Origin of the sequence: Tabrizicola sp., assembly GCF_041913445.1 — a bacterium.
Lineage (GTDB): Bacteria > Pseudomonadota > Alphaproteobacteria > Rhodobacterales > Rhodobacteraceae > Tabrizicola.
Genome location: NZ_JAYSFG010000011.1, coordinates 39,561 through 50,971, shown reverse-complemented (window position 1 = coordinate 50,971; position 11,411 = coordinate 39,561). Strand labels below are relative to the sequence as shown.

General features: G+C 67.2%; 9 protein-coding genes. 7 read left to right on the top strand and 2 right to left on the bottom strand.

Features of this window, described 5'->3' with window-relative positions; all coding sequences use genetic code 11:
* Positions 1–78: 78 nt before the first annotated feature.
* The 4 genes from ACE3Q6_RS13545 (at position 79) to ACE3Q6_RS13530 (ending at position 5,221) form a co-directional block, all read left to right on the top strand.
* Entirely contained in the window at positions 79–2,064 is a 1,986-nt protein-coding gene (locus ACE3Q6_RS13545) for an acetate--CoA ligase family protein (RefSeq protein ID WP_374433212.1), read from the top strand.
* An 8-nt stretch (positions 2,065–2,072) separates the two neighbouring features.
* The gene (locus ACE3Q6_RS13540) at positions 2,073–2,867 is read left to right on the top strand and encodes a carnitinyl-CoA dehydratase (protein WP_374433392.1); all 795 of its coding nucleotides are present in this window, start codon (positions 2,073–2,075) and stop codon (positions 2,865–2,867) included.
* A gap of 58 nt (positions 2,868–2,925) precedes the next feature.
* Positions 2,926–3,393, top strand: a complete 468-nt coding sequence (locus ACE3Q6_RS13535) for an OsmC family protein (RefSeq protein WP_374433208.1) — start codon at positions 2,926–2,928, stop codon at positions 3,391–3,393.
* A 214-nt stretch (positions 3,394–3,607) separates the two neighbouring features.
* A complete protein-coding gene (locus tag ACE3Q6_RS13530; RefSeq protein WP_374433204.1) occupies positions 3,608–5,221 on the top strand; it encodes a GMC family oxidoreductase in 1,614 nt (537 codons plus the stop codon).
* A gap of 209 nt (positions 5,222–5,430) precedes the next feature.
* Here the strand turns inward: ACE3Q6_RS13530 and betC are convergent, their stop codons facing one another.
* Both betC and bhcR read right to left on the bottom strand, forming a co-directional pair.
* Positions 5,431–6,933, bottom strand: coding sequence for a choline-sulfatase (gene betC, locus ACE3Q6_RS13525; protein WP_374433202.1), 1,503 nt, complete (start codon positions 6,931–6,933; stop codon positions 5,431–5,433).
* Between the two features lie 87 nt (positions 6,934–7,020).
* Entirely contained in the window at positions 7,021–7,833 is an 813-nt protein-coding gene (gene bhcR, locus ACE3Q6_RS13520; protein ID WP_374433200.1) for an HTH-type transcriptional regulator BhcR, read from the bottom strand.
* Between the two features lie 148 nt (positions 7,834–7,981).
* Between bhcR and bhcA the strand changes: the two genes are divergently transcribed.
* The 3 genes from bhcA (at position 7,982) to bhcC (ending at position 11,385) form a co-directional block, all read left to right on the top strand.
* Complete coding sequence (gene bhcA / locus ACE3Q6_RS13515; protein ID WP_374433197.1) at positions 7,982–9,172, top strand: L-aspartate--glyoxylate aminotransferase BhcA; 1,191 nt, start codon at positions 7,982–7,984, stop codon at positions 9,170–9,172.
* Between the two features lie 72 nt (positions 9,173–9,244).
* Positions 9,245–10,216, top strand: a complete 972-nt coding sequence (bhcB, locus tag ACE3Q6_RS13510; RefSeq protein WP_374433195.1) for a beta-hydroxyaspartate dehydratase BhcB — start codon at positions 9,245–9,247, stop codon at positions 10,214–10,216.
* A 5-nt stretch (positions 10,217–10,221) separates the two neighbouring features.
* Complete coding sequence (gene bhcC, locus ACE3Q6_RS13505) at positions 10,222–11,385, top strand: 3-hydroxy-D-aspartate aldolase BhcC (RefSeq protein ID WP_374433192.1); 1,164 nt, start codon at positions 10,222–10,224, stop codon at positions 11,383–11,385.
* Positions 11,386–11,411 lie beyond the last annotated feature (26 nt).

The following is an 11,411-nucleotide window of genomic DNA, read 5'->3' as shown; positions in this document are numbered from 1 at the left end:
CTTCAGACCCCCCCCCCCCCGCCGGGGGGGGGGGGGCCCCCCCCCCCCCCCGCTTGATGCAGCAGGGCGAGGCCGCGCATGAGCCGTCTCGACCGCCTGCTTCGCCCGCGCCACATTGCCGTCCTGGGCGCAGGCTGGGCGCTGAATGTCATCGAACAGTGCCGGAAGATGGGCTTCCAGGGGCCGGTCTGGCCGGTGCATCCGACCAAGGCAGAGATCGGGGGGCTCAAGGCCTATGCCTCGCTGGCCGACCTGCCCGAGGCGCCGGATGCCGTGTTCATCGGGGTGAACCGGTTTGCGACCATCGACGTGGTGGCCGAACTGGCCGCGATGGGGGCAGGCGGAGCGATCTGTTTTGCCTCCGGTTGGACCGAGGCTGGGGAGCCGGGGCTGCAGGACAAGCTTATCGCCGCCGCGGGCGACATGCCGATCCTGGGGCCTAACTGTTATGGGGTGATCAACTACCTGGACGGTGCCCTTTTGTGGCCGGACCAGCATGGGGGCGTCCCGGTGGATAAGGGCGTGGCGCTGGTCAGCCAGTCGTCGAACATCGTCATCAATCTGGGGATGCAGCAGCGGGGCTTGCCGGTGGCCTATGTCGCCTGCCTGGGCAATGCCGCCGTGGTGGGGCTGGCGGAGCTGACCGGGGCGCTGCTGGATGATCCCCGCGTGACGGCGGTGGGGCTTTACATCGAGGGGATCGACGATGCCCCGGCCTTCGCCGCGCTGGCCGAGAAGGCGCGGGCCTTGGGCAAGGGGGTGGTGGTGATCAAGTCGGGGAAGACCGAGCTGTCGCGGACGGCTGCGGCCTCGCATACGGCCTCCTTGGCCGGGGGAGGGGCGGCGTCCAGCGCCTTCCTGCGGCAGATCGGGGTGGCGGAGGTCAATACGCCGTCGGAACTGATCGAGACGCTGAAGATCTTCCACGTCCACGGGCCGCAGATCGGGACCAGGCTGTGTTCGCTGTCCTGTTCGGGCGGGGAGGCGGGGCTGGTGGCGGATCTGGCGGCGCCCTTCGGGATCGACTTCCCGGCGGTGCCGCAGGCCACGCACGATCGCCTGTTTGCCGTGCTGGGAGAGATCCCGACGATCTCCAACCCCTTGGATTACCATACCTTCATCTGGGGGGATGGGCCGAAGACCACGGAAGTCTTCAGCTCGATGCTCGACGCTTACGATGCCGGCATCTACATCATCGACGCGCCTCGGGCGGACCGGTGTGACCCTTCGGGCTATGATCCGGCCTTTGCCGCCATCGTCGCGGCGCAGAAGGCCACCGGGAAGATCGCCTTCCCTGTCGCCTCGATGGCCGAGAACTTCGGCGAGGGCCGGGTGCAGGCAATGATGGCGGACGGTGTCTGCGCGCTTCTGGGGCTGGAGACGGCGCTGGCCGCGATCAAGGCGGCGCAGACGCCTCCCGGCGTGGCGGGGTGGCGGCCGGTGGCGGCGCTGGCGCCACGCGAGACGGCGATGGTGACAGAGGCCGAGGGGAAGGCTCTGCTCGCCAGCGCGGGGGTGGCGGTGCCGAAGTCCACAAGCGCGACAAGCCTGTCGGCACTGGATTTGGCGGGGTTAACCCCGCCCTACGTGCTGAAGGGCCTTGGCTTTGCCCACAAGACCGAGGCGGGGGCGGTGCGGCTGGGGCTCGCTTCGCTGGAGGGGCAGGCAGAGATGCCGGGGGCCTCGGGCTATCTCGTCGAGGAGATGGTGACGGGGGCGGTGGCCGAGGTCCTGCTGGGCCTCCGGCGCGACCCGGTCTATGGGGTCACGCTGACCCTTGGCATGGGCGGGGTGACGGCCGAGGTGCTGGCCGATACGGTGACGCTGGTGCTGCCGGTGACGGAGGCCGAGGTGCTGGAGGCGGCACGGGACCTGCGGCTTTGGCCGCTTCTGGACGGCTATCGGGGGAGACCCAAGGCGGACATGGCGGCAGTGGCGGCGATGGCGGTGCGGTTGGGCGACCTGATGTTGGTCGACGAAAGCCTTGAGGAAATCGAGATCAATCCGGTCATGGTCCGCGAAGCGGGTGCCGTGGCGGTGGATGCGCTGGTCAGGAGGGTGTGATGCCAGAGATGCAGATGCGGACCGAGGGGCCGATCAAGACGCGGCGGGAAGGCGCCATCCTGGAGGTCACGCTGGACGTGCCCAAGGCCAATGCGATCAGTCTGGCGACGAGCCGGGTGATGGGGCTGGCCTTCCGGGACTTCCGGGATGATGACAGCCTGCGGGTCTGCATCCTGCGCGCGGCGGGGGAGAAGTTCTTTTGCCCGGGCTGGGACCTGAAGGCCGCCGCCGAGGGCGATGCTGTGGATGGCGATTATGGCGTGGGGGGCTTTGGCGGGCTGCAGGAGCTGCCAAACCTCAACAAGCCGGTGATCGCGGCGGTGCAGGGCATCTGCTGTGGGGGCGGGCTGGAGCTGGCCTTGTCGGCGGACCTGATCCTCTGTTCAACCAACGCCACCTTCGCCCTGCCGGAGATCCGGTCGGGCACCGTCGCCGATGCGGCCTCGATCAAGCTGCCGAAGCGCATTCCCTATCACGTGGCGATGGACCTTCTGCTGACGGGCCGCTGGTTCGACGCCGAGGAGGCCTTCCGCTGGGGGTTGATCAAGGAGGTCTGCGCTCCGGAGGAGCTGATGGCGAAGGCCTGGGACCTGGCGCGGTTGTTGGAGAGCGGGCCGCCGCTGGTCTATGCCGCGATCAAGGAAGTGGTGCGCGAGGCGGAGAACATGCGCTTCCAGGATGCGCTGAACCGGATCACCAAGCGGCAGATGCCGACGGTGGACCGGCTTTATTCCAGCGAGGATCAGCTGGAGGGCGCGCGCGCCTTTGCCGAAAAGCGCGACCCGGTGTGGAAAGGACGCTAGGGTAGGGTGGGCGGTACCGCCACCCTACGCAAGTGCATCCATCCTGCCGCAGGTTCCGATGGCCAACCACGACTACACGACCCGCATTCTCTGGACCGGCAATCGGGGCGAGGGCACGGCGCATTACAAGGCCTATGACCGGACCTGGGACATCGCGGTGCCGGGGAAGGCCGTGGTGCACTGTTCCAACGACCCGCTGCTGGGGGGAGATCCGGCGAAGATGAACCCCGAGGACCTCCTGCTCTCGGCGCTCTCGGCCTGTCATATGCTGTGGTATCTGCATTACGCGAGCGATGCGGGGATCGTGGTGACGTCCTATTCCGACGCGCCCCTGGGCGTGGGCGAGGTCGGTCGCGGCGGCGCGGGGCGGTTCGTCAAGGTGACGCTGCGGCCGCATGTGACGGTGGCGGCGGGGACGGACCTTGCGGCGGCCGAGGCGATCCACCACCGCATCCACGAGGTCTGCTTCATCGCCCGGTCGGTGAACTTTCCCGTGGACTACGCGCCGACTTTCGCCGTGGGTTGAAGCGCTTTTGAAAAGGAGCGCCTTTCGGCGCGAAGACTCCTTGTCTCGGCTTTGCGCGTGAAGGACGCGCAAAGCCTCGGTCGCGTGCCTCCGGCGGGGATATTTGCTGCCAGGTGAAAGGGGTGGGTCACGGCTGCGACATGGGATGTCGGAGAATGACCATTCCAAAGCGAGGTGCGCGCTTAGGTTGGCCGCCGAAGCCTTGGGGGCCGGGATGGACGAGACGGATTACATCATCGTGGGCGCGGGCTCGGCGGGCTGCGTGCTGGCCGAACGGCTGACCGCCTCGGGCAAGCACAAGGTGACCGTGCTGGAAGCGGGCGGGTCGGACCGGCGGTTCTTCGTGCAGCTGCCCCTGGGCTACGGGAAGCTCTTCTACGATCCGGCGGTGAACTGGCTTTACAAGACCGAGCCCGACCCGGGGCTGGCGGGCGCGCGGGACCACTGGCCGCGGGGCAAGGTGCTGGGCGGGTCGTCCAGCATCAACGCGATGGTCTGGATCCGGGGCCACCGGGCGGATTACGAGGATTGGGGGCGCGACAACCCCGGCTGGGGCTGGGAGGAGTGTCTGGCGGCCTATCGGGCCCTGGAGGACAACGAGGCGGGGGGCGATGCCTTCCGGGGGAAGGGCGGGCCGCTTTTCATCTCGGCCAACCGTTCGGGCCTGCATCCCTTGGTTCCGTCCTACATCGCGGCCTGTGGTGAGGCCGGGTTGGCGGAGAACCCGGATTTCAACGGCGCGGTGCAGGAAGGCGCGGGCGTCTACCAGATGACGATCAAGGGCGCGCGGAGGAACTCGGCCGCGCGGGCCTTCCTGCGGCCGGCGATGAAGCGGTCGAACCTGACTGTGGTCACGGGGGCGCTGGCGACGCGGGTGGTGATCGAAGGCGGCCGGGCCGTGGGGGTGGAGTATCGGCGGGGCGGCGAGACGCGGGTCTTGCGGGCACGGGCCGAGGTCATTCTGGCGGGGGGCGCGATCAACTCGCCGCAGTTGTTGCAGCTCAGTGGGATCGGGCCGGGGGCATTGTTGCAGTCGCTGGGGATCCCGGTGGTTCTGGACAATCCGAACGTCGGCGATCACCTCAGCGACCACCAGGGCATCAACTACACTTGGTCGATGAAGGTCCCGACCTACAATGACGAGCTTCGGCCCTGGTGGGGAAAGCTGCGCGCGGGTCTGCAGTATTTCATCGGCGGCGGCGGGCCGCTGGCGAAGTCGATCAACCACGGCGGCGGGTTCTTCCGCACGCGGGCGGACCTCGACCGGCCGAACATGCAGCTTTATTTCCAGGCCTTCTCGACCCTGATCCCGCGTGAGGGCGAGCGGCCGGTGCTGAACCCGGACCCCTGGTCGGGGATGTCGATCGGGCTTTCAAACTGCCGCCCGACCAGCCGGGGCCACATCCGCCTGCGGACCGCACGGGCCGAGGATCACCCGGTGATCACCGCCAACGCCTTTTCCACGAACAACGACGTCGAGGAAATGCTGGCCGCCGTGAAGTTTCTCCGCCACATCGCCGCGCAACCGGCGATGGCGCGGCTGATCAAGGAGGAGCTGCGGCCGGGGCCCGAGGTGGTGACGGACGACCAGCTCATCGCCGATTTCCGCGCGCGGTCGGGGACGGTCTACCACCCAAGCTGCACCTGCCGGATGGGGCGGGACTCGGCCGCCTCGGTCGTGGATGCGGGGCTGAGGGTGCATGGCATCGGCGGATTGCGGGTGATCGATGCCAGCGCCTTCCCGAACATCATCGCGGGGAACACCAATGCTCCGGCCATGCTGATGGGCTGGAAGGGCGCGGAGCGGGTGCTGGCCGACGCGCGGTGATGCCGGAAGCCCGGCTGGCGGCTTTGCGAGGCCTGACCGGTCTTTTCGGAACAATTGCCGGCTGATCGGGTTCAGAGCCTCGAACAGCGCGGCGTTTGTCAACCGGACGCGACGGCATGTGGAACATCAGCGGTTTTTCCGGTTTCCCCGATGGCCTTGGGATCGGCACCCGCCACTGTCCCGTCAACGTCCGCGCTGTTCGCCCTCCCTTATTCGCCCCTCGGAAAGCGCTTGCTCTCCTCCAGCACGTTCAGGTCCATGTGGTTGCGCATGTAGCGTTCCGACGCCGCGCGGAGCGGCTGGTGGTCCCAGGGGAAGTAGGCGCCGTTGCGTAGCGCCTCGTAGACCACCCAGCGGCGAGCCTGGCTTTCGCGGACCTGGGCGTCGTAGGCGGCGAGGTCCCAGCGTTTGTCGGCAAGTGTACGGAAGTGCTGCAGGACGGGCTCGGCGCGCGAGTCCTGGGCTAGGTTTTGCGTCTCGCCCGGGTCGTTCGCCACGTCGAACAGTTGCTCCGGGTCGGCGGGGCAGCGGATGTATTTCCAGGCTCCTTCGCGGAGGGCGACCATCGGGGTGATGGTGCCTTCGGCGGCGTATTCCATCGCCACCGGGGCGCGGGCCGCTCCGTTCGCCACGGGGATCAGGTTCACGCCCTCGGTCCAGGGGGCCACCTCCTCCATCGAGATGCCGGCCAGCGCGGCCAGGGTGGGGGCTAGGTCGATGGAGCTGACCGGGGTTTCCACCAGACCTGCGGGCATCTCGGGCGCGGCGATCATCAGGGGGACGCGGGCAGAGCCTTCGAAGAAGTTCATCTTGAACCACAGGCCCTTTTCCCCAAGCATCTCGCCATGGTCCGACAGGAAGACGACGTGGGCCTCCTGCCTTGTGGCTTCGAGGACAGCAAGAATCTCGCCGATCTTGTCGTCAATGTAGCTGATGTTGGCGAAATAGGCCCGCTTGGCGCGGCGGATGTGGTCGGGGGTGATCTCCATCCCGCGCCAGTCGCAGGCGTCCATCAGGCGTTTGGAATGGGGGTCCATATCCTCATAGGCCACCGGTTCCGGCGGTTCGCATTCCGGGGCGCCTTCGTAGAGGTCCCAGTATTTGCGGCGGGCGACGAAGGGGTCGTGCGGGTGGGTGAAGCTGACGGTCAGCGCCCAGGGACGGGGATCGGCCCCGCGCGACAGGTCGTAGATCTTCTGGATCGCCTGGAAGGCCACGTCGTCGTCGTATTCGTACTGGTTGGTGATCTCGGCCACGCCCGCCCCGGTGACGGAGCCGAGGTTGTGGTACCACCAGTCGATCCGCTCGCCCGGTTTGCGGTAGTCCGGGGTCCAGCCGAAATCGGCGGGGTAGATGTCGGTGGTGAGGCGCTGCTCGAAGCCGTGCAGCTGGTCGGGGCCGACGAAGTGCATCTTGCCGGAAAGCGCCGTCTGATAGCCCGCCCGGCGCAGGTGGTGGGCGTAGGTCGGGATGTCCGAGGCGAATTCTGCGGCGTTGTCGTAGACGCGGGTGCGGGAGGGGAGTTGGCCCGACATGAAGCTCGCCCGCGCCGGGGCGCAAAGGGGCGAGGCTGTGTAGCAGTTCCTGAAGCGGGCCGAGCGGGCGGCGAGGCGCTTCAGGTTCGGGGCGTGCAGGAACTCCGCGGGGCCGTCGGGGAAGAGCGTCCCGTTCAGCTGGTCGACCATCAGGATCAACAGGTTGGGCTTGGTCATCTTCCGGTCCTTCCGTGCTTTGACCGCCTGTCTAGCCGGTAGGGCGCGGGCGTCTGGCCCCCGACCGACCCGCCCCTGTCGAAAGCGTCACGCGGGCTGGGTGCCGCCCGTGGCTTCCGTCACCTGGTCCGCCGCCGCCCGGACCAGCGCACCGATCCGGGTGGCGTCCGACAGACCCATCCGGAAGGCGGGACCCGAGACGGAGAGCCCCGCCACCGGCTCGCCATGCGCGTTGAAGATCGGGGCGGCGACGCAGCGCATCCCCTCGGCGCGTTCCTGGTCGTCGATGGAGAAGCCCCGGTCGCGGGTGCGGTTCAGGTCGCGGAGGAGGGCCGAGTCGCTGGTGAGGGTCAGGGAGGTGAACTTCTCCAACCCCTTGCGGGCGAAGATGCCGCGGGCCTTCTCCTCTGGATACCAGGCGAGGAGCGCCTTGCCGATCCCGCTGGAGTGCATCGGCGCGCGGGTGCCGGGCGGGAAGAAGGCGCGGATCGCCTCGTAGGTTTCGACCTGGGCCACGAAGAAGACCTCGTCCTTGACCTCGATGCCAAGGTTCGCGGTCTCCCCGGTTTCGCGCATGAGCGCGTCCATCGGCTGGCGGGCGCGTTCGACGACCTTGGTGCGGCGCAGGAAGGCCGAGCCCACGCGGAAGGCGCCGGGGCCGATGTGCCAGAACTGGCCGGGTTCCTCGACCTCGACCATGCCGTGGCCCTGTAGGGTGACAAGCGCGCGGAAGACGGTGGCGATGGCCTCGCCGGTGTCTTCGGCGATTTCCGAGAGGGTCCGCCCGGGGTTCAGGGCGACGAAGGACAGGATGTCGAGGCCCCGGTCCAGCGCCTGCACGGTGTTCTGGTCGGTCTTGTCATTGAACGCCTTCGGGCGGCCGCGGGGTTTCTGGGCCATCGGGGCCTCCTGTTCGTGAAAAAGCACAAGTCATTGAGTGGACAAGGGAATAGCACGGGACTGTGACAGTGAAAAATCTTTTCGAAAAAATTGTGCGGATTGGCCGCAGGGCGTAGCTTTTCCGGGCGATCTTTCAGGGAGTTGCCCGATGTCCATGCAGAACCCGGTTTTCATCCCCGGCCCGACGAACATCCCCGACTCGGTGCGGAAGGCCTGCGACATGGGCACTTTGGACCACCGGAGCCCGGCCTTCGCGCGGCTGTTCAAGCCGGCGGTGGAAGGGGTGCGGCGGGTGTTGCGGATGGATCAGGGTGAGGTCATCGTGATCCCCTCTACCGGCACTGGCGGCTGGGAGGCGGCGGTGACGAACACCTTGTCCCCCGGCGACACGGTGCTGGCGGCGCGGTTCGGGATGTTCAGCCACCGCTGGATCGACCTCTGCCAGCGGCACGGGCTGGAGGTGCAGATCATCGAGACGCCTTGGGGCCAGGGTGCTCCCGTGGCGCAGATCGAGGCGGCGCTGCGGGCGGACCGGGCGGGCAGGATCAAGGCGGTGCTGGCGACCCACAACGAGACGGCGACCGGCGTGAAGTCCGACATCGCAGGCATCCGGGCGGCGATGGATGCGGCCGGGCATGGCGCGCTGCTGTTCGTGGACGGGGTGTCGTCCATCGCCTCGATGCCCTTCGACTTTGCGGGCTGGGGCGTGGATATCGCCGTGGCGGGAAGCCAGAAGGGCTTCATGCTGCCTGCGGGCCTGGCGATCCTGGGCGTCTCGCCCAAGGCCATCGCGGCGATGGAGACGGCGAAGCTGCTGCGGACCTTCTTTGATTTCAAGGACATGCTCGCGTCCTATGCCCGTGGCGGCTACCCCTATACGCCCGCCGTGGGGCTGATCGCGGGCCTTGCGCATTCCATCGACCTTCTGGAGATCGAGGGGCTGGAGAACGTCTATGCCCGCCACCACCGTCTTGCGGAAGGCGTCCGTCGGGCGGTGTTTGCCTGGGGGATGACGCCCTATGCGGCCTCGGCGGACCTGTATTCGGACACGGTGACGGCGGTGAAGGTGCCTGCCGGGTGCGATGGGACGGCCCTCGTGCAGTTGGCGGCCAGCAAGTACGGCATGGCTTTCGGCGTGGGTCTCGGTGAGGTCGCGGGCAAGGTGTTCCGGATCGGACATCTGGGGATGCTGACCGAGGCGATGGTGCTCTCGGGCCTGTGCGTCGCCGAGATGTGCATGGCGGATCTTGGCTGGAAGGTCGAACTTGGGTCAGGCGTGGCGGCGGCGCAGGAGTACTATCGCGGGACGGTTCCGGCCCTGGCGATGGCGGCGGAGTGAAGGGCAAATCTTTTCGAAAAGATTTGCAAAATCCTTCGAAGGATTTTGGCCCCCAGCGGAAAGGGCAGGAAAATGAAGGACATGAACGGATTGCAGATCCCCACCTACGATGACATGCTGGCCGCACACGACCGCATCCGCCCGCACATCCGCCAGACCCCGGTCCGCACCTCGGACTACCTGAACGAACTCAGCGGAGCCGAGCTCTTCTTCAAATGCGAGAATTTCCAGGAACCGGGCGCCTTCAAGGTGCGCGGTGCGGCCAACGCGGTCTTCGGACTGACCGATGACCAGGCCAAGCTGGGCGTCGCCACCCATTCCTCCGGCAACCACGCTTCTTGCCTCAGCTATGCCGCGATGCTGCGCCGCATCCCCTGCAACGTGGTCATGCCCCGCACCGCGCCGCAGGCGAAGAAGGACACCGTGCGCCGTTACGGGGGGGTGATCACCGAATGCGAACCCTCCACTTCCAGCCGCGAGGCGACCTTTGCCGAGGTCCAGGCCCGCACCGGCGGTGACTTCGTCCATCCCTACAACGACCCTCGCGTGATCGCCGGGCAGGGCACCTGCTCGCGTGAGTTCATGGAGCAGACCGGGGGCCTGGATATGGTCGTGGCCCCCATCGGCGGCGGCGGGATGATCTCGGGCACCTGCCTGACGCTCTCCACCCTCGCGCCCGAGACGAAAGTGATCGCCGCCGAGCCGGAACAGGCCGACGACGCCTATCGCAGCTTCAAGGCCGGGCATATCATCGCCGACGACGCGCCGAAGACCATCGCGGACGGCCTCCTGGTGCCGCTAAAGGACCTGACCTGGAACTTCGTGTCGACCCACGTCAGCGAGATCTACACGGCCTCGGAGCAGGAAATCGTCGACGCGATGAAGCTGACATGGAAGCACCTGCGAGTCGTCATGGAACCCTCCAGCGCGGTGCCGCTGGCCGTGGTCCTGAAGAACCGCGCGGCCTTCCGGGGCAAGCGGGTGGGCATCATCATCACCGGCGGCAACGTCGACCTGGACAAACTTCCCTGGATGAAAGGCTGAAGACCATGAACAAGCACACGGATTTTCAAGGGCTTGAGGTGGGCTACGACATCCCGGCTCTGCCGGGGATGGACGAGGCGGACATCCAGACCCCCTGCCTGATCCTCGACCTCGACGCGCTGGAGCGGAACATCGTCAAGATGGGCGGCTACGCGAAGGCGCACGGGATGCGGCACCGGGTGCATGGCAAGATGCACAAGTCGGTCGACGTGGCCAAGCTGCAAGAGCGGCTCGGTGGCGCGGTTGGCGTCTGCTGCCAGAAGGTCAGCGAGGCCGAGGTCTTTGCCCGCGGCGGGATCAAGGACGTGCTGGTGTCGAACCAGGTGCGCGACCTGGCGAAGATCGACCGTCTGGCGCGGCTGCCGAAGCTGGGCTCGCGGACCATTGTCTGCGTGGACGATGTGACGAACGTGGCGGACCTGTCGGAGGCGGCGGTTCGCCACGGCACGCAGTTGGAGGTCTTCGTCGAGATCGACTGCGGCGCGGGCCGTTGCGGGGTGAAGACGCCGGAGGAGGTGGTGGCCATCGCCAAGGCTGTGGCGGCGGCGCCGGGGCTGAAGTTCACCGGCATCCAGGCCTATCAGGGCGCGATGCAGCACATGGACAAGTATGAGGACCGGAAGGCCAAGCTCGACGCCGCCATCGCCCAGGTGAAGGCCTGCGTCGACGCGCTGGAGGCCGCGGGGCTGAAGCCGGAACTCGTGTCGGGCGGGGGCACGGGCTCCTACTATTTCGAAAGCAATTCCGGGGTCTACAACGAGCTTCAGTGCGGCTCCTACGCCTTCATGGATGCGGACTACGGCCGCATCCTCGACAAGGACGGCCGCCGGATCGACCGGGGCGAATGGGAGAATGCGCTGTTCATCCTGACCTCGGTCATGAGCCATGTGAAGGCCGACAAGGCCATCGTGGACGCGGGCCTCAAGGCGCAGTCGGTGGACTCGGGGCTTCCGGTGATCTTCGGGCGCGACGATGTGAAATACGTCAAGTGCAGCGACGAACATGGAGTCGTCGAGGACCCGCAGGGCGTGCTGAAGGTGAACGACAAGCTGCGGCTCGTCCCCGGCCACTGCGATCCGACCTGCAACGTGCATGACTGGTACGTTGGCGTCCGGAACGGCAAGGTCGAAAGCGTCTGGCCTGTCTCGGCCCGCGGCAAGGCCTATTAAGCCTTTCATCTTTGTCCAAGTATCCC